The 18,376-nt window shown below is 50.5% G+C and carries 20 protein-coding genes; 4 read left to right on the top strand and 16 right to left on the bottom strand.

What is annotated here, in order from left to right:
* Positions 1 to 4: 4 nt before the first annotated feature.
* The 5 genes from moaD to P6574_RS03445 form a co-directional block, all read right to left on the bottom strand.
* Positions 5 to 265 carry a molybdopterin converting factor subunit 1 gene (moaD, locus tag P6574_RS03425; RefSeq protein ID WP_310618991.1) on the bottom strand — a complete coding sequence of 87 codons (261 nt, stop codon included), beginning with the start codon at positions 263 to 265 and terminating at the stop codon, positions 5 to 7.
* Between the two features lie 35 nt (positions 266 to 300).
* Complete coding sequence (gene pgsA, locus P6574_RS03430; protein ID WP_310618992.1) at positions 301 to 873, bottom strand: CDP-diacylglycerol--glycerol-3-phosphate 3-phosphatidyltransferase; 573 nt, start codon at positions 871 to 873, stop codon at positions 301 to 303.
* Between the two features lie 148 nt (positions 874 to 1,021).
* On the bottom strand, positions 1,022 to 1,321 hold the full coding sequence (locus tag P6574_RS03435; RefSeq protein ID WP_310618993.1) for an HlyU family transcriptional regulator: 300 nt from the start codon (positions 1,319 to 1,321) through the stop codon (positions 1,022 to 1,024).
* Positions 1,322 to 1,392: 71 nt separating this feature from the next.
* A complete protein-coding gene (locus P6574_RS03440; RefSeq protein WP_310618994.1) occupies positions 1,393 to 2,022 on the bottom strand; it encodes a thymidine kinase in 630 nt (209 codons plus the stop codon).
* A 240-nt stretch (positions 2,023 to 2,262) separates the two neighbouring features.
* Positions 2,263 to 2,991: a glutathione S-transferase family protein gene (locus P6574_RS03445; RefSeq protein WP_310618995.1), complete on the bottom strand. Its 729-nt coding sequence runs from the start codon at positions 2,989 to 2,991 to the stop codon at positions 2,263 to 2,265.
* A 206-nt stretch (positions 2,992 to 3,197) separates the two neighbouring features.
* On the opposite strand from P6574_RS03445, the gene P6574_RS03450 reads away from it, so the two are divergent.
* Positions 3,198 to 3,572, top strand: a complete 375-nt coding sequence (locus tag P6574_RS03450) for a winged helix-turn-helix transcriptional regulator (RefSeq protein ID WP_310618996.1) — start codon at positions 3,198 to 3,200, stop codon at positions 3,570 to 3,572.
* A 9-nt stretch (positions 3,573 to 3,581) separates the two neighbouring features.
* On the opposite strand, the gene P6574_RS03455 is transcribed toward P6574_RS03450, so the two are convergent.
* Positions 3,582 to 3,794 (bottom strand): hypothetical protein, encoded by a 213-nt coding sequence (locus P6574_RS03455; RefSeq protein WP_310618997.1) that lies wholly within the window; start codon positions 3,792 to 3,794, stop codon positions 3,582 to 3,584.
* A 115-nt stretch (positions 3,795 to 3,909) separates the two neighbouring features.
* Between P6574_RS03455 and P6574_RS03460 the strand changes: the two genes are divergently transcribed.
* Complete coding sequence (locus P6574_RS03460; RefSeq protein ID WP_310618998.1) at positions 3,910 to 4,842, top strand: DMT family transporter; 933 nt, start codon at positions 3,910 to 3,912, stop codon at positions 4,840 to 4,842.
* A gap of 118 nt (positions 4,843 to 4,960) precedes the next feature.
* Here the strand turns inward: P6574_RS03460 and P6574_RS03465 are convergent, their stop codons facing one another.
* Both P6574_RS03465 and P6574_RS03470 read right to left on the bottom strand, forming a co-directional pair.
* Complete coding sequence (locus P6574_RS03465) at positions 4,961 to 5,380, bottom strand: PaaI family thioesterase (protein WP_310618999.1); 420 nt, start codon at positions 5,378 to 5,380, stop codon at positions 4,961 to 4,963.
* A 205-nt stretch (positions 5,381 to 5,585) separates the two neighbouring features.
* The gene (locus tag P6574_RS03470) at positions 5,586 to 6,254 is read right to left on the bottom strand and encodes a DUF6058 family natural product biosynthesis protein (protein ID WP_310619000.1); all 669 of its coding nucleotides are present in this window, start codon (positions 6,252 to 6,254) and stop codon (positions 5,586 to 5,588) included.
* Between the two features lie 216 nt (positions 6,255 to 6,470).
* On the opposite strand from P6574_RS03470, the gene P6574_RS03475 reads away from it, so the two are divergent.
* Positions 6,471 to 7,472, top strand: a complete 1,002-nt coding sequence (locus tag P6574_RS03475; protein ID WP_310619001.1) for an IS30 family transposase — start codon at positions 6,471 to 6,473, stop codon at positions 7,470 to 7,472.
* Positions 7,473 to 7,818: 346 nt separating this feature from the next.
* Here the strand turns inward: P6574_RS03475 and P6574_RS03480 are convergent, their stop codons facing one another.
* The 3 genes from P6574_RS03480 to P6574_RS03490 form a co-directional block, all read right to left on the bottom strand.
* A complete protein-coding gene (locus tag P6574_RS03480) occupies positions 7,819 to 9,585 on the bottom strand; it encodes a hypothetical protein (protein ID WP_310619002.1) in 1,767 nt (588 codons plus the stop codon).
* Between the two features lie 322 nt (positions 9,586 to 9,907).
* Positions 9,908 to 11,944 carry an excinuclease ABC subunit UvrC gene (gene uvrC / locus P6574_RS03485; RefSeq protein WP_405048071.1) on the bottom strand — a complete coding sequence of 679 codons (2,037 nt, stop codon included), beginning with the start codon at positions 11,942 to 11,944 and terminating at the stop codon, positions 9,908 to 9,910.
* A 75-nt stretch (positions 11,945 to 12,019) separates the two neighbouring features.
* Positions 12,020 to 13,006, bottom strand: a complete 987-nt coding sequence (locus P6574_RS03490) for a calcium/sodium antiporter (RefSeq protein ID WP_310619003.1) — start codon at positions 13,004 to 13,006, stop codon at positions 12,020 to 12,022.
* Positions 13,007 to 13,410: 404 nt separating this feature from the next.
* Here P6574_RS03490 and P6574_RS03495 point away from each other — a divergent pair, with 404 nt between their 5' ends.
* Complete coding sequence (locus tag P6574_RS03495; RefSeq protein ID WP_310619004.1) at positions 13,411 to 14,058, top strand: outer membrane protein; 648 nt, start codon at positions 13,411 to 13,413, stop codon at positions 14,056 to 14,058.
* 174 nt (positions 14,059 to 14,232) lie between these two features.
* Here the strand turns inward: P6574_RS03495 and P6574_RS03500 are convergent, their stop codons facing one another.
* From P6574_RS03500 to P6574_RS03520, 5 genes are all read right to left on the bottom strand, one after another.
* Complete coding sequence (locus P6574_RS03500; protein ID WP_310619005.1) at positions 14,233 to 14,844, bottom strand: glutathione S-transferase family protein; 612 nt, start codon at positions 14,842 to 14,844, stop codon at positions 14,233 to 14,235.
* A 136-nt stretch (positions 14,845 to 14,980) separates the two neighbouring features.
* Positions 14,981 to 15,514, bottom strand: a complete 534-nt coding sequence (hemG, locus tag P6574_RS03505; RefSeq protein WP_310619006.1) for a menaquinone-dependent protoporphyrinogen IX dehydrogenase — start codon at positions 15,512 to 15,514, stop codon at positions 14,981 to 14,983.
* 95 nt (positions 15,515 to 15,609) lie between these two features.
* Entirely contained in the window at positions 15,610 to 16,185 is a 576-nt protein-coding gene (locus P6574_RS03510; protein ID WP_310619007.1) for a hypothetical protein, read from the bottom strand.
* A gap of 85 nt (positions 16,186 to 16,270) precedes the next feature.
* Positions 16,271 to 17,119 (bottom strand): 23S rRNA (adenine(2030)-N(6))-methyltransferase RlmJ, encoded by an 849-nt coding sequence (locus P6574_RS03515; protein ID WP_310619008.1) that lies wholly within the window; start codon positions 17,117 to 17,119, stop codon positions 16,271 to 16,273.
* A gap of 278 nt (positions 17,120 to 17,397) precedes the next feature.
* The gene (locus P6574_RS03520) at positions 17,398 to 17,862 is read right to left on the bottom strand and encodes a cold-shock protein (protein ID WP_310619009.1); all 465 of its coding nucleotides are present in this window, start codon (positions 17,860 to 17,862) and stop codon (positions 17,398 to 17,400) included.
* Positions 17,863 to 18,376 lie beyond the last annotated feature (514 nt).

An 18,376-nucleotide genomic window follows, 5' to 3' on the forward strand; every position in this document is an offset into this window, starting at 1 on the left:
TGGCCTAGCCCCCTGTCATGGGTGGGAAGAAGGCAATTTCGCTTGCACCAGCCAGCGGCTGGTCATGCTCCACATGCTCTTGATCTAACGCTACCCGCACATTATCACAATCTTCAAACGCATAGGCGTAACGCTCGTCCTTCTGGATCAACCACTCCATCAAGCCCTTGGGAGTGACAACCTGCTCGGGCAGGTCCAGCGTTTCCTCGTCGGTTCCGGTTCTCTCGCGGATCCAGGCGAAATAGACAATTTTGAGGGTGCTCATGTGCGATATTCCAAATGCGGTGCAGCAGGCTGCACTCAGTCGTCGATAAGGTGTCCTATGCCAGCTCTGAAATAATCATAGCCGGTATAAAGGGTCAAAACCGCGGCAATCCACAAAAGGGCTGTGCCGAACTGGGTTGTGTAGGCAAACCATTTGTCTCCAGCTGGACCCACAATCAAAAAGGCGAGGGCAATGAGCTGAACGGTGGTTTTCCACTTGGCAAGCTGGGTAACGGGAACACTCACCTGAAGCTCTGCCAGAAACTCGCGCAGGCCGGAAACAAGAATTTCACGGCACAAGATAATGATGGCGGCAATGAGCGACCATTCGCCGATTGTTCCCTCATGGGCCAGCACCAACAGGCTCACCGAGACAAGAAGTTTATCGGCAATGGGATCGAGCATCCGGCCAAGTTTGGACTGTTGTTCCCATGCACGGGCCAGATAGCCGTCTAGAAAGTCTGTAATCGCGGCGGTGATAAAAATGACAAGAGCAACCCAGCGTGCGGTGGTTCCAGGGAAATAAAAGCACGCGACCAGAGCCGGAACGGCAAGAATTCTACCGTATGTGAGAAGGTTGGGCAGAGAAAACACAACTTTGCTGGACATTAGCGCCTTCTTTTAATCCTAATATTAAGGCCATTCCCACACAAGCTGTGTGGGTGGCCTATACAAAACTTGAGCATGAACATTGTTACCCTAGTGTGTGAGGGAACTTAGCAGCTAAGTTTAAGCAAGAGAAGCGGATTTACCCTAGTTAGGAAATTTCTCCAAACAGGCTGTCTCCCATCTGGTCAACAAGTTGCTTGCCTTTGCGTAATGTAAATTCCCTGCATTCGTTTTCACTTGGAAAGGTATCTGCACGAATAAAACTATGTTCTCTGGTTTCGCCGTCCACGGTTTTCAAGATTGTGCCGGAAAGACGCCATTGGCCTGATTCATCAATGGGGTCAGCAGTAATCTGATACCCGTTATAGTCAAGGGGCGGCGTGGCCTCCTTCGGTTTTTGGGTCTCTTGTTTGTCCGGTCCTTTAAACAGGCGGGATAAAAAAGACATAGTCAACTCCATTGGGAATATGCAGGTACAAGGGATAACGCCCAGTCCGGTGTGGTGCTTCCCGTTATATTTTAAGCAGCGCTACAAGCAAAGCTCTGCTTGTCTGGCTGGCGCATAGTATCGGGTTGCAATTGCTTTGCCAACCAATGGGAGCGGCACAGGGAAACATAGGATTCCTCACCCCCAATAACCACTTGGTCCCCTTCGTCGACGATTTCACCAAGACTGTTCAGGCGGGCAACCATTGTAGCCTTGCGTCCACACCAGCAAATTGTGCGCACTTCGCGCAGCACATCGGCCAGCGCCAGAAGGGCTGCGCTTCCGGGAAACAGTTTTCCTTGAAAATCGGTGCGAAGGCCATAACACATAACAGGAATGCCGAGGGTGTCCGCCACTTTCGCCAGCTGCCACACCTGTGTTTCATTCAGAAACTGGGATTCATCAATAAACACCGCATCCAGTTTGTTACCTGCGATAAACTCACTCACGCGTGCAAACAGGTCCAGTTCGCCATCAAAAATTTCCGCATCGGCTTTCAGCCCGATACGGGAGGCGATTTCTCCCACCTTGGTCCTGTCGTCAAGTGCTGCCGTAAACAGCAAGGCGTGCATACCGCGCTCTTGATAGTTATAGGAGGCTTGGAGCAGGAGAGTAGACTTGCCTGCGTTCATTGTAGAGTAGTTGAAATAGAGCTTTGCCATGGTCCGCTGAAATTGTCTGTGTGTCTTGCTTGTCTAACTCATACAGGATTTCTGGGCGCGGGGATGGAGCTTTCTATTTTTTCCAAAAACTTCTGGAAGTTCTCAACGCTCTTTTAAAGAGGGCACTGCAATTTCTTCTAGAGGAGGTCGTAAGATGGGCCGCTAAAAAGAGAGCAGGGCAGATACTGGAGGGCAAAGCCACGATTGCCCTGATCTCTTTTCCCGATGGGGGCATCGGAACTATGTATGCAGAACATACTCCAAAGGCGCACCCAGCTCATCCCGCTCCAGTGCAGGTTTTTCACCGGTAATGAGGTAGTCATCAAACCAGATGTGTGGCAGCTGATCGGCTTTTCTCATCCACTCGTCCACCAGCGGATCGGCGCAGATGGTTTCCATCCAGCTTTTGGAAAGCGGCCAGCGTGAAAGGTCTGGGGTGTGCCTAAGCAGCCGGATCGCCGCTGGTGTGAGAGAATGATCTGCAAGGGAGGCTGCACCAAATAAATAAGGCCCGCCGCTCTTTTCCAAAATCGGTTCAATCGCAGCGCATAAGCGCTCAGCGTCCTTTTGCTCACCTTCTGTCAGGGCGCGCTTATAAGGATAAAACGCGCTTTCAAAGGAAATGCGGGCGCAGATGCTGGAAAGCCCCGCATGTTGCCACGCCACAAGTGAGCGCGCTTGCGCCCGTTTTACAAGGTCCACCGGCAGCAGGCGGCCCTCGCACGTATCATTGGCGAATTCCATAATGGCGAGGCTGTCGAAAATGGTCAGCCCGTCCACCACCAAGGCAGGGACTGTTGCCGAGGGTGAAAGGCTGGCCATATGGTCCAGATTGGCAAATCGTTGGGGGCGTTTGATATCAACCATGATCTCTTCAAAGATCAGGTCCGCCGCCTTCAAAGAAAGCCATGCCCGCATTGCCCAACTAGACGCATTATAAGTGCCGCAATAAAATCTGAGGCTTTTCACTTGTTTCCATCTCCAGAATTGATAACTATTAAAATAATAGCGATTCGGAGTGCGCATGGCAATGACCTCATGAAAATACGGTCACCCGCAGATGAAATTGCAGGATAGGAAACAATCACTGAAGCCATTGCTCTTTCGCTTTTTTATGGGGTATTGCATCATTGGCTTAAGCATGAGGCTTAACCGCTTTGAAAAGGTAGAGGTTTATGACGGCAACGCCCAAAATTTCCATTCCCCAACCCGGTCAGCCAGTTCGTGGATCGAAAACGGGTGCGCCGGTTATGGCGCTGCTGGACCTTTTGGGTCGGCGCTGGGCGCTTGGGGTTCTGTGGGTATTGGCGGAGAATGCGCCGTGTACATTCAATGCCCTGCAAGCCAAGTGCACCGGCATTTCACCGGGGGTTCTCAACACCCGCTTGAAAGAGCTGAAGCTGGCAAACCTGATTGAGCAGGGGGAAAGTGGCTATGCGCTGACCTCGCAGGGCGCGGAACTTTTTAACATGATGGAACCACTGGGTATGTGGGCCAAATACACATGGGCACCAACATTTGAAGAAAGCGAAGTGCCGGCAAAGAAATAGGCTGGCGCCTTACTTCTCCAGCAGCTTGTGGCTATCTCTTGCTTTTAGATCAAGGCTATAGGCCGCTTTCATCTTCTCGATAAACTGGATGGTTTCCTTACCAAAGGGGGCCTTGCCTTCAAAGCTGTGTAGCACTATACCTCCTATCAGGTCTCCCAGACCTACCTCTTTTTCTGCTGCCACAGCCTTTAGTACCTTCAAAACCCGCTTTTCCAAGCGCACGCCTGTTTGAACGCGTTCTATCTTTTTCTATCTGGGGTCATTGTGATCTCAGTGTCTTCTAGTCGTCACTGTGGTGCCACGGTACCAAATGGCGAGCAATACGGAGTAATTGCCTATGTTAAGAGCCAGTACAGCCCTCAATTCCATCAAGAATCCGCCCGAACATCTGGCGGGAGTATTTTGGGCGTTACTGGCGACTTTACTGTTTTCAATCGTAGCGGCAATGGCGAAGATGGCAGCTCTGGAATATCACGTGCTGCAAATCCTGTTCATTCGGCAGGTGGTTGTCACCCTCTCCTCGCTTCCCTCCATTGCCCGCTCGTTTCCCCATAGCCTGAAAACCCAGTATCCTTTGCTTCATGGATTACGCTTGGTGGGGTCCTTTGTGGCTCTTGCCTGTGGTATCTGGGCGGTGACCGAGCTTCCTTTGACAACAGCTATAACACTAGGCTTTTCCAAGGTGTTTTTCATCACCGTTCTTTCTATTTTATTTCTAGGGGAAGTTGTTGGAATGCACCGCATTTCTGCGGTGGTTCTTGGGTTCTTGGGGGTGGTCATTGCCATGAAACCGGGTACGGAAGGGCTGTTTGAACTCTCCACGTTGATACCGCTTTTGGGCGCCGCAGGCGCGGCTGTCGCGGTGACCACTGCCCGCCGCCTCTCACAAACCGAAAGCACCGCCACCATGCTGCTTTTTCAAGCGCTGTTTGTGGGTGGTCTGGCGGCTGTTCCCATGTTCTGGTTCTGGAAGACACCGGACCTTGAAGGGCTGCTGTTCCTACTCGTCCTAAGCATCCTTGCAACTGTTGGCCAGTGGTCGGGCATTCAGGCCCTGCGCGAAGGGGAGGCTAGCATTCTTGGCTCTATTGAATACACCAAGCTGATCTATGTGGCCCTTCTGGGGTTCATCCTGTTCGCTGAAATTCCAGACCTCTATACCATCCTCGGCGCGGCTCTCATTGTCGGTTCCGCTGCCTACATGCTGCACCGCGAGGCTATTAAAAAGCGGGGGGCGCAGCAGAGTCTTATGGACACCGGATCTCAGTAAGGGCTGACCAAGGAGAAAGGGCTCACACCTTAACCAATAGATATTGGCATATCGGACACGTGAAACGTAGGTCCGGTATGCTGCATTGCGTGCTCACTTATAAAACTACGCTATTATTTTAGCTTATTCTTCTGATCAAGGCAGTTGCAGAGGAGCGGGCTATCAACTTTCCATGTTGCATGAGTTCCCCCTCCACCACGCAGACCGACCGCCCCTTGGAGATAACGCGGCCATGACCTGTCAGCTTGCCAACCAGCGCGGGCGCAATAAAGTTTGTTTTCAATTCCAGTGTGGGGGCAAACTCGTTTTCGCCCAGAGTTGCCGTTAGCGCCGGTCCCATTGTGTCATCCAGCATGGCAGCTAGAAAACCACCCTGAATATTCCCGATAGGATTGGTAAACTCTTCTTTCCCATCAAATTCAACAGTGATGGTTCCAGCCTTTGAATCAACTTCTAAAATGCGAGCCCCTAGCGTTTGTGCAGCCTTTGGCTGCGCAATTTCTCCATCCAGCATTTTTTGAAATATGCCCCGCCCCATACTCATCTCCCCTAATAAGAAACAGTCCCCTGACTCCCATAGTATTTTGCAGATTACACCTTTTGCTCCGCACTTTTTCGAGGTTCCTATGGGGAGGCATAACTTGAGTAGACAACCCCGTTTAACTTTCGTCAAGCAGTAGCCACAAGCACGCCCTCCTGCACCGGCTAGGTTTCCCCGGAACAGAAACTTGAAAAGCCATTCGTTATGTAGGCAAACCGGCTTCAAAGTAACGCTGCCTGACGTCAAGAATGCAGCGCTGACGTGAGGATCTGCTCACTTCATGGGGGGCAAAATCAGCTTCCACGCTGTCCAGCAGGTCAACCGTTTGCCGTAAAACCTCCTTGGTGCGGTCTGCCATTTCCTCAGGGGTGATAGCGGTCAAGTACTTGATAAACCGAACACCGGTCTGCTTAAGAAATATTGTTTCCGGCAGGTTGTCGCGAGTACACACACCGTAAGTCCCATCCAGAAAATACCCCCACGTCTCCTCAAACTGGGCCGGACTTATGCTGTTGCGTAGGTCTGGCATGAGCTCATCCAGTGCTTGCCCAAGTGTACCGGCAAAAAATGCTTGTTGAGCTGCTTCGAACCGGACGAGAAAATAAGCTTTGGCTTGCGGCTCCCCTTCAATCCCCATGGACTTGATGGCCTTGATCCAATCCACTTGTCCTTTTGAATAAAAACGAAGGTCTTGCCTCTCCTGATGCTCCCCGAAAAACGAATGAGACTTGCAGCTCATATCAAGGCGGTAGGATGGTGCGGGGACCACTTGCGCCTCAATAAGGTCGTGTAGGCGTTGTGAATTTCCCCCCGTTTGCGCAAGCAAGCGGGGCTCGCTCAGAAAGTTATTATTGAGGTAGTCGAAAAGCATGGGTCCACTCCAATTATCATCCCCGAGATTATAGAGGGATCCATCTTTTGAAGGTTCGTTACTGGGCGAACTATGAAAACAAGAATGTCTGAATAGGTCCACACAAGGCGAACGGAGAGGGGGCGCGCGTTAAGAACATATCGCGAGCAAACCCTATTGCAGCATTAAACTGATGGATTCACGTTTGAAGTGCAACACAGCTAGTGTCGTGTTGTTATGGGACAAGTTTATTCACATTTAAGCCTTGAAGAACGTATTGAGATTTATCGCTTGCGTTGCGGCGGTATGTCTCTTCGTGGAATTGGCCGGGAGATAGGTCGTTCTGCGTCAACGATCAGTAGAGAACTGGGGCGCAATTGCGGGGACCGCCGCGGGCGTGACGGTCCATATAATCCTGTTAAAGCAAACCATCGCGGGTGGATGCGTCGGCGTATGCGGCGATGTTTCAAGTTGGCGCTGCATCCAAACCTACGCGAACTGGTTCGCACTAAACTTGCGGGGGGATGGTCTCCCGAGCAGATTTCCGGTTGGTTGGCCCTGACACGTAATCCCCTGCAGATTAGTCATGAATCCATCTATCGTTACATCTATCATCGCAACCATCTTTATCGCGATCATTGGCATAAGTTATTGCCATTGCGTCGTTATCGGCGAGGACATAAGCGCCGACGTAAGGGAGCACTGGATGTTATCAAACACCGTCATGGCGTGAGTAAACGTTGCGTCAGTGCCAAAGACCGTCAAATTGCGGGGCATTGGGAGGCAGATTTGATGTGCTTTTCAATAACCGGACCTGTTTTGTTGATTGCACATGAACGTTACTCACGCTTAACTCTTGTCACATTTCACAAAACCAAGACCTCAAAGCCATTGATGAACACCCTTTGTAGGCATATGCACGGTCTGCCCCATACTCTCAGACAAACTATTGTTTTTGATAATGGAACCGAGTTTGCCAGTCACATGCTGCTTGCAAAGAGGCTTGGGATGATGAGCTACTTTTGTGATCCTAGATCACCATGGCAGAAAGGAGGCGTCGAAAATGCAATTCTTCGCTTACGACGGTGGCTGCCTCGATCCACCAATATTACCTCTCTTTCAAAAAAGGAACTTGATGAGATCGTTCACAAGTATAATTCTACACCAAGAAAGTGCCTTCAATTTCGAACGCCAAAACAAGTGTTCGAAAATGCCTTAACCGTTGCACTTCGCTCGTGAGTCTCCAACCCCGGATCAAGTCCGGGGTGACACTGGTGCTTGTAACCGAGCCCTCACACCACTCTGCCGTCATCACCTAAACGAATGACTTGATACTGCTGGATACCGGATCGGCGCTTTGCTTGTCCGGTATGACAAAGGGAGAATACTGAAATCAAACTGAGAGCTAGCAAGAGTGGGGACTTCAGTGAAGCCACAAGCCACCCAGTCATCCCGGCCCCCGAGCCGGGATCCATACAAAAAGGATAAATAATGAGATTAAATGACGGGTACACCCAGCCCTTCACTCATGAAAATGATCATAGATCACTTTCGCAGTACACCTTAAAATGCCTTCTTCAGTTACTCAACGTCCGCCCTCAATACGGCTTTCGTGAATCAATTTGCCAATATTCCAAATAGCCTCTCCAACATTTGAAATAAGCTGTTCCCCTTGTCTCATATACGACCGGCCTTCATCAACACCAGCTAATTTTAGAGCTTCACCAATCTTTGAGCTGGTTGGGTGTGCATCACCTACTCTCATGTCGTATGCTCCGACGATTGGACCGAAGACCGACCTAGCTATATCCGCACCAACATTTTGGGCCAGAATATCCTGAAGAAGCTTATTGGAACCAAATTTATTTTTATCAGAATGTGTAGATATTTTACGAAGTTCACTAACGTTAAGTCTCTCCGAAAAAACACGAACAAGCTCTTTCGCTAGTCTCAGCAACGACGCCTGATCTTTACTTTCAAAGCGGGAAATATGTCTAAGGCTTACCACTTTATCTACGTCGCGGGAGAAAAGAGAAATGTTGAACACCTGATCAAATTCCATCTCTAGCTGCTCCATGCCCTCGAAAAAGAGAACTTCGACAGCTTCGGTGGAGGCAGGCTGTATCTTAACTTGTGCGTCTAGCAACTCTAATGAGACCTTCCCATCAGGGACGACATTATGAGCTGCCCAAATGTGCTGCTCCCAACTTGCAAGGCGCGCGATATCAGCGGCATACACTGTTATTAAGTCAGATTGGTTGATACCAAAATGTGTCTCGTAGCTCGAAGTTGAGCAAATTACTCCTGTTTCCAACGTACACCATCTAAGAGAAAAACCTCTGAGGCTTAAAAGCTCGTTAACTACACTGGATCGAAACCACAACCATCGACCACTTTCGTCGTTGTCTAGCTCTGAAGAAGCCATTCGTGTTCCGTCGGTTTCGGTAATGAACTGTGGTAGAGATTTATCGGCATCACCACGGACGCGTGTGCTTTGCTCTTGATGTTCAATCCACTCGTCACGCCAGTACCCACCTTCAACCCGCATACCTTCATAACCTCCTCGATAACCCTTTGAGCTCTCATAGTCGGTGTTATTATCGTTTTCCGGCCCCATCACAGGCGCGTCGTCCTCTTCATCGACGTCAGTACGCCAAGCCCTAAATAAAGCAAAACTTCTACCAAAAATACTTTCAAGCTGGTTTACTCGGAGTTCAAATCGACCGTTATTTCGTTGTTCACTAATACTTTCTAGGTTCGCGTATGGGCTACCTTCAAGGGAGGCAACATTTTCTACTCTTTCACGGTAGTAGGAAAGGCGAAGCGAGAGGTTTCGAGCTGCTAGGTAGTCGATCAAAAACTCTCGCTTTATTTCAATAAGGCAATGATCCCCACTCTCATTAAGAACTTCTCGGGCCACAACGATAAAATTCTCTTCTGGTCTTACCCAGTTTGTACCCTCTTTTATCAAACCGAGTGCAATAACTAGATCTGGATTTAGGATCCATTGCCTTCTACCCACAACTGGCTGGACGTACTCAAAAACAAGGTGAAAACCAATCGGTTCCTTGTTGTTATATTCATACTGCTCAACAGGCGAGTAGTCACCATCGTCGTATGCATAAGGTCCAGTATTGCAACTGATACCAATGTCTCTCCAGCTAAGTTTTTCGGCTAATTCGCGGTGCCCCGGAGGAAATGCAACTGATCCGCATCCCTTATATTCTTTAATGTAGCCTATCTCTTTAATTCCCACCTTCTCGTCACATATGGATTCTCGTAAAGGAATCCAAGTTGCTTTGGAGAAGAAACGGCGTGTTTCTTTTCTATGAAGAATCCAGTCTTGGTCCATATATCAATAGGCTCCATCCGTACTTTCAGAGTGCAAAATCATCACAAGAACCGGATCTTTTAGCTAGGTGATCAAGGCTAAAACATAGACATTCAGGCTATTGCTAAAGATGGGGTTCTCACCGAAACAAGATAGTCTCACTAATTATTTGCAGCAATAAATTGCATTAATCAATTGCTGTAATTTTAAGTATGCACTTAGTTAATGCGGCACAGCCACATGTTTGCGCTCAAATGAATGGCAGCGGTGGCCTTATACCAGCAGGGACTTTTCAAGCAGCATACAAACGAAGGAAGCACAGTGTAATTTTCCCCACCACCCCTCACTCATGAAAATGATCATAAATCACCTTGGCGATGCTCCGTGAAATGCCCTCTACCTTAGCAAGATCCTCTACGCCCGCTTTAGACACAGCTTTGGCGGTGCCGAAGTGGCGCAGGAGGGTGCGTTTGCGGGTGGGGCCGATTCCGGCGATTTCGTCAAGCGGGTTGGCAACAATGGCCTTGGAGCGTTTGGCGCGGTGGGTGCCAATGGCAAAGCGGTGGGCTTCATCGCGCAGGCGCTGCACGAAGTAAAGCACCGGATCACGCTCTGGCAACATGAAGCTTTGTTGGCCGGTGATGAAGAATTTCTCCCGCCCCGCGTCCCTGTCCGGCCCCTTGGCAATGCCCACTAGCGGAACACCCGTGATGCCCATTTCTTTCAATGTATCACGCACCGTGCTCAGCTGGCCCATGCCGCCATCAATGAGCACAAGGTCCGGCCACTCGGGCACATCCGCGCTGGTGAGCGCATTATCCTCGCCAGCCTCTTTTTCTTCCAAAGTGCTGGCAGCCGTAACGAACTTGGCGGTTTGCGCTTCGCCCTCGGGGCATTCTTTTTGCAAGCGGGTGAAGCGGCGTTGCAGCACTTCGCGCATCATGCCGTAATCATCACCCGGCTCAATATCCTCGGACTTGATATTGAACTTGCGGTATTGCCCCTTTGCAAAGCCTTCCGGCCCCGCCACGATCATACCGCCCACGGCATTGGTTCCCTGAATGTGGGAGTTGTCATAGACATCAATGCGGCGCGGGGTGCGGTCCAGCTTGAAGGCCTTGGCTACACCTTTAAGAAGGCGTTGCTGGCTGGAGGTTTCCGCCAGCCTGCGGCCCAGTGCGCCCTTGGCGTTGGCAAGAGCATGGTCCAGCAGTTCCTTTTTCTCACCGCGCTTTGGAACGGTGATCTCCACCTTGTGGGAGGAACGGGCGGAAAGCGCTTGCGAGAGCAGCTCCATCTCCTCAAGATCGTGGGAAAGCAGAACAAGGCGCGGCGCGGGCTTGTTGTCGTAAAACTGGGTGAGAAAGCTCTGCAGGATTTCTTCCTCGGTAAAGCTCTTGTCCGCTTTGGGGAAATAGGCCCTGTTGCCCCAGTTCTGGCCGGTGCGGAAAAAGAACACCTGTACGCAGGTCTGCCCGCCCTCCTGATGCACGGCGAACACATCCGCTTCCTCGGTGTTTTGCGGGTTGATGCCCTGATGGCTCTGCACATGGGAAAGCGCTGCGATCCTGTCGCGGTAAACGGCGGCGCGCTCGAAATCCAGATTTTGCGAAGCTTTTTCCATCGCGCTCGCCAGCTCTTTCTTGATGGCTTGCGAGCGGCCTGAGAGGAAAGCGCTGGCCTCGTTCACCAGCCCCTGATAATCCTCTTTCGAGATCTCTCCCGTACATGGCCCCGCACAGCGCTTGATTTGGTAAAGCAGGCAGGGGCGGGAGCGGTTGGCGTAGTAGCTGTCGGTGCAGTTGCGCAGCAAGAACGCTTTTTGCAAGGCGTTGATGGTTTCATTCACCGCGCCTGCATTGGCAAAGGGCCCGAAAAACTTACCTTGTCTGCTGCGCGCCCCGCGGTGCTTGATAAGGGCAGGGGCCTCGTGGTTGCCGCTGATGAGGATATAGGGAAACGACTTGTCATCGCGCAGCAGCACGTTAAAGCGCGGGCTCAGGCGCTTGATGAGGTTGGCTTCCAGCAGCAGAGCTTCCGCCTCTGTTTTTGTCTCCACAAACTCCATGGAGCGGGTGGCCATGATCATGCGCATGATGCGGTTGGACTGGCCCTGCAGACGGGTGTAGCTGCTCACCCTTTTCTTGAGCGAACGCGCCTTGCCCACATAAAGTACATCTCCCGCTTCATCGAACATGCGGTATACACCGGGGCTAAACGGCAGACGCTTCACAAAGTGGGCAATCACCTCAACGCCCTTCGCACCTTCCGGCACCTGAGAGGCCGAGCCGCTTTCAAAGGTAATTGCGGGCTCGCTCCCTCCCTCGGGAAGGGTTTGTTCTGCCTGTTCCGGTTTATCCATGTCTGGTGTGCTCGTCATGCGGTTGAGTATAGCGTAGAGGCAGAAAAAAGGGCGAGCGTTTGTTGTGGGTTGAACGCTCGCCCTCTTGGAGTTTTAGGCAGATCCCAACATAAGAACCATGTAGATATAGGCAATGTAGCCAAGGGTCATGAGAGCACCGCCCACTTTGCCAAGGCAAACTTTTCTCATAGCGAAATACATCAGCAACACCGCACAGGCCAGCATCACCCACAGGTCAAAGCTCAGCAACTGCTCGGGCACGGGCACCGGTATGATGATCGTCGTGATCCCCAAAATTGCCAGAATGTTGAAGATGTTGGAGCCAATGACGTTGCCCAGTGCAACACCGGACTGCTTGCGAATTGCGGCCATGAGGGTCGTTGCCAGTTCTGGCAGCGAGGTGCCAAGAGCAACCACGGTCAAGCCAATGGCAGCATCGGTCACGCCCCAACTGCGGGCAATTTCCACGGCTCCTTCAATGGTGAAGTGTGCGCCAACAGGCAGACCAATCAGGCCAATGACAACGTAAACCAGGATCTTCCACAAATCATCGGGTACACTGTCGGGGTCGATCTCGTCCATCGGGTTATCGCTGCTACAGGCATTTTTCTGGGCCTTTTCCGCCTTGCGATGCTGCATGGCGTGGTATGCGGAGTAGCCAAGGAACAGTGCAAGCAGCGCAAGCAGCAAAATGCCCGAGAGATAAGAGAGCGGGCCGTAAAAACACAAGGCGATAAATACAAGGGAGATAACGACTGCAAAAACCGCATTGCGTGTGGCCCCTTTTTCGCTGCAGGGGGTGGCGGCAATCAAGGCGGGCAAGCCCAGCACAAGCAGAACATTGGCAATGTTGGAGCCAACCACATTCCCGATTGCTATTCCGCCAGCACCCTCAAGCGCGGACTTTAGTGAAATAACAAGTTCTGGAGCGGAGGTGCCAAAGGCAACAATTGTCAGGCCAATAACAAGGGAGGGAATGCCCAGCTTGGTGGCTGCGCCAACAGATCCGCGCACGAGAAGATCTCCGGCAAAAACGAGGGCAGCCAAACCACCGATGAGGCTTATGTAAGCAAAGAGCATAGGATCATTAAGTCCGCGTTAGGGTTCCCGCAGCATCTGCGAAGTTACTGAAAAATCTATCAAGGGGATAGCTCAGGGGTATATAATCGTTTCCCGGTGCTTCTTGAACCCTTTGAGCGAAATTAATGGTGAAACTAAAAGAAGGCGGAGTCCACAGGCTCCATTAAAAAATATTAAGTGGTTAAAATTATTTATGTTTTTTAAAATGACGCTGCGGCATGAATGGGTTGCGCTTGCCGCCTCATTTAGACCTAGATTTGCCTCAAATTCTCCATTTTTCCGCAATTTTCCACCCCCAATTTCTCTCCATACCATTTTGACGCGTGCAGGGCAGAGGCTTTTGCATGTGTTCGGGCACGACAAACTCAAAAATAATTTGCCCTTTAAAAATTGGAGAAAAGATCATGTTGCGTATTGCATCCGGCTCAGCCTTGCTGGCCGTACTTGCTACTTCTGCATTTGCTGCAGATCTGCCCCAAGAGACACCGGTTGCTTACGAAGAGCCGGTCACTGTGCAGGGCTATGATTGGAACGGAGCTTATGCAGGTGCATCTGCTGGCTGGGGCTTCTTGGGAGCCGACGGCAAGTCTGGAGCTTCCGGCGCGCTTGACACAGATACAGATGGAGTAAATCTGGGTGTGTTTGGTGGTTATAACTTCATGGCCTCCCCGAACATTCTTCTGGGCACAGAAGCAGATATTTCCTTCAACGACTATGACAAGTCCGTTAGCGGCACCGAGCTGAAATCTGACTGGAATGGTAGCTTGCGTGGACGCGCCGGTTACGTGATGGACCGCACCCTTGTCTACGGTACAGGTGGTCTTGCTCTGGCTGATTTCGAGGCGAAAAGCTCCAGCGATAAAGACGATACCATTGCCGTGGGTTATGTGGTCGGTGCAGGCGTCGAGCAGGCACTCACAGATCGCGTGAATGCTCGTATTGAATATAACTACCAAGATTTTGGTACAGAGAAGTTTGATCTGGACGGCGAAACCCAGAAGGTTTCCCTCGATGACCATCTCGTACGTGCAGGCGTAAGCGTAAACTTCTAAACCGGTTCTAAAAGGAAAGTGCCGGACCTGATCTGGCACTTTCTATTATATATATCTAGAGCAGTGAGGCGTTTTATTGAAACAGCTCACTGCTTTAACCTATTGTTTAGCCACGTGTCTTTACTAGAAAACTGGTATCTACTTTTTCAAAGGCACGCCCTAATCTCTTTAAAGTTAGGGTTGCATTCTTGTGGCTTCAAATGACGGTACAGCTGCTTCGAAGTCATTGAGCCATTTCAATAGATTGGGATAGGATTCGCGCCATTTTCCTTCAAATCGCAAATCAAGGTATCCCAGAGCGCAGGCAAGGGCGATCTGGGCCGCGTCCGGTGAGTTATGAGCTACAAAGTGCAGCGGCCCGTTTTCAAAGGTGGTCAAGGCACGGTCAATTTTTTCCTGCTGATAGTTCAGCCAGCCATCAAACCACTTTTCCTGTGGCCGCACCCGTTTTTCAACCACCAGAAGAATAGCCGCATCACAAATACCATCTGCCAAAGCCTGCTTTGTCAGCAGCTCAAAACGGCTTGCATCTGAGGGAAGAATTTTTTTGTGCTCGGAGATGAAATCCAGATACTCGGTAATAACCCGGCTATCGTAAAGGACTGTGTCATCCTCGGTGATCATCGCCGGAATTTTGCCAAGGGGGTTCTGCTGGCGCAGGGAGTCTGTGGGAGAGTTTGTATCTGCTAATTCTATACTGAGATTTTCCTCAAGCCCCAGAACAGAGGCCGCAATCTTGATTTTTCGGCCAAAAGGTGAAGCGGGGGAAGATCGTAGTATTAACATTGGTAGGTATCCCATTAAATTGTCAAAGCGTGCCAAGCTTGCCGATTTTTGAGAAAATTACAACCTTTGGGAGATGTACCGCGAGCTGCCGCCATAAACAGGTGCCACACAGTGGGAGTTGGTCCAATAAGGTCTGTTAAGTCCAGTCGGACAGTTTGCGGGCAAAGGCTTCCACGTGCTCCCAGTCTGTGAATTCATAGGAGTTTTTGGTATTTGTTGGCCCGCCTGTCATTTTCATAATGAGCTGGATCATTAAGCGGTCGTGCCACTGGTAATTCGGATAGTGCAGTGCGCCGGCAAACACCCCGCACACTTTCGGGGAAAATCTGGAGCGCTCAAGAAATTTACAAAGATAACTATTTGTTTCCGGTGTGGACTTCTCGGGCTTTCTGGCGGTCAGATTCACGGAGATAAACGCCGTTTCTGCTGTGTTCAATCGCTCACAGTGGAGGCTCACAAAATCGCGGAATTCTCTCAAATGGTGCCCGTAACGAATGGGGCAGGCTAGAATAATTCTTTGAGGCCGCAGATCTTCGGGAAACGGGAGAGACTGGCTGCCCAAGGGAATAAGCGTGGTCGAATGCCCCAGACTCTCCAAAGTACTGGTAATTTTCTCCGTAATTTTTTGTGTTTGCCCGTCTCGACTGGCGAAAATAGCGGAATAGTGCACGTTCCTGCCCTTTTTGAGGGTAGGCTACACCAATAACCCGCAGGTTTCTCCAGAAAACCTATCGAAGATTCTAGGGAAATTGTCGCAGGAAAAACCTACTCATAAAAATACTCAATTCTCACCGTGCGGCACTTGCCATCGTAGACGCGAAATTTATCCAGACCGAGAAGGCAGGCTTCCACACCCCAAAGCAGGCCGAGAAAACCGTCATGCTCAATAATCTTGTAGTAAATAGCTCTCTGGGTTCCATTGGAGAGATTTGCAGTACCGGCGCAATAGCGTCTGGCCACGGGGCTTGGATTTCCCAGCCGGTATCCCGTTTCCTTTATGTGTTCTACACCTCGAACGCGTAACCCGCCGTAGTAGGGGTAAACAGCATTGCCAATGGCGGATTTGACAAAATACATGGTCCACATGGAGTCGCAGCTGGGCAGGCGGTTTTCTCCGCCCAACGAGAAGTAAACTTTGTTGTCCAACAGTGTATCTTCCGCCTGATGGCGTGACTGGCCGTGGTGTCCATATAGGTGAGGCGGGTTTTGTGGGTAGGGGGTGTCATAGACCCTGTCTCCGCGCGTTGTCATGGCAAATGAGGTGGGTGCGAGCGCAATGCTCGTCACAGCAACTGATAGGAGTGCAATAAGCCAGAAGTTCCTGTGCAGGCCAACAGTCATGGGTTTCCCTTAGAGCAACATAACGCATCAAATGACATAATGCTGAGTGCGCTCCAAGGGATCAATTCGCTGAATCGGGGGGAGTCTATTCCGCAATAGCCTGTTTTGCAGACCAGTGGGCCTGAGGCCCCTGTTTCAATGTCTTACAGATCCACGGCAGGGCGGTTTCCATGTCCTTCAAAAGGGTCCAAGGTGGATTAATAATCATCATTCCGCTGGCCCGCATGGGAGCATCTGGAGATATGTGTCCGGCGCCAAGCTCCAGTGAAACCACGTTGCGGATACCGGCGCTTTCCAAAGTTGCAGCGAGATCCAGCGGGTTTCTATAGTGCTTTACCGGATACCACAGGGCGTAGATGCCAGTGTTCCAGCGTTTCCAGCCGCGAATAGCGCCGTCAGCCAACCGTTCAAACTCGTCTTCCACTTCGAATGCGGGGTCAACCAGCACAAGGCCACGGCGCTCTTTGGGCGGCACGAAGCTGCCTAGGGCGAGCCATGCATCCAGATCAATAACCTTGACCTTCTTGTCGCCGCCAAAGTTTTCCTGCAACTCTTCAAAGTCTTCCCGGTGCAATTCGGTGAGTGTCAAACGGTCCTGTTTACGCAGCAATGTGCGGGCAATCTCTGGTGATCCGGGGTAAAGATTCACGCCTTTTTGCGGGTTAAGCTCCCGCACCACAGAGAGCCACGGCTCAAGGACTGCTGCCACGTCCGCAGGAATTTCTGCATCAATAATTTTGCCGATCCCGTTTTGCCACTCACCTGTCTTCTGGGCTTTTTCTGAGGTGAGGTCGTAAAGGCCGGGTCCTGCGTGCGTGTCAAGAACCCTAAATGCAGCCTCTTTCTTTTGAAGGTATGCAATTATCGAGGCAAGCACTGTGTGCTTGAGCACATCTCCAATGTTTCCTGCGTGATAGATGTGGCGATAATTCATTGGGCTGTCGTTTCTTGTTGGAGGCTTGATGGGCGTGAGGCTGCAAGAACCTCAAAATTCACTTGAGGCATGGTTTAGGCGGTGAGCCGTATGCCCGCAACAAGAAAAGGCAGCTACAGGAGCTGCCTTTCTTTAAAACCTATGGATACTAAGGGCTCATAGGCTGTGCGAAGATGGATGCCCTCGATTGCACGCCCATGTTTTAGCCCTGAGGTCTTTTGAGAAGGTTCCGTCCTTGGGTCAACCCGCTAAAACTACCAGTACCCATACTTGATTACCTAAGAGGCTTCAGAGGTGTTTTCCTCTTCAAGGCGAAGCTCAACAGCTTTCGGGCCTTTACCTCTGCGGTCTGGTTCCGTTTCAAAGGAAATGCGCTGCCCGCTGCTCAGATCTCCCAATCCGGAGCGTTCAACTGCTGAAATGTGAACAAAAACATCAGTTTCACTGCCATCTGGAGTGATAAAGCCAAAGCCCTTGTCTTCCTTGAAAAACTTAACAGTTCCATGTTGGCGTGGTCCGCGTTCTACAGGCTTGCTTTCACTTTGCTGAAAGCGGTTGTTGTAGTCGCCGCCACCCTTAAAGCTCTCGGTCTCCCCTTCTCCACCTGCTGGTTTTGAGTAGCCTTGATTAGGCATGAGAAAGTCCGGTGCGCTAAAGTCTGAGCCGAAACCTTGCGAATCCCCAAATTCGCGTTTACCACCACGTCTGCCGCGTTGGCGGCGGCCCGAATTCCCATTATACATTACCAATCGCCTTTCTTTCTGGCATCCATCCACCTACGCCAGAAACCAAAGAAATGTCATTTGACTATAAAATCCAATGACTAAAGTTATTATCGAAACAACGTCTCCCATAAATTTATGTCCCCCCATTATAATAGACGCTGGTTAACGAGCCACATGTACACCCAATGATCATGCAACCCTTAACTGTTTGGGGGTATAGCGCATCATAAAGTTTAATTGGTAAGAGATGCAAGGCAATTATGGTTATCTATGGTATGAACTCCTGTAAATTGATGGTTTAAAGCAAATACCTATTCAAATGTATATGGTAATTATTGATTATATATTTGCAATCGTCTTACCTATCAGGCTGAGAAATAGTAATTGTCTCTTCTATAATGATTAATTATTGTTCAGCTCAAGGAGCTCCTTGGATATGGTGGTTATGATTCTTGATAATGGCTGAGAATTAGTAAAACTTAACTGGCTAACCCTACGTCCTGTAATTTCACCGTTTTATCTCAGCGGTGAA

This window comes from Pseudovibrio sp. M1P-2-3 (genome assembly GCF_031501865.1).
Classification (GTDB): Bacteria; Pseudomonadota; Alphaproteobacteria; order Rhizobiales; family Stappiaceae; genus Pseudovibrio; species Pseudovibrio corallicola.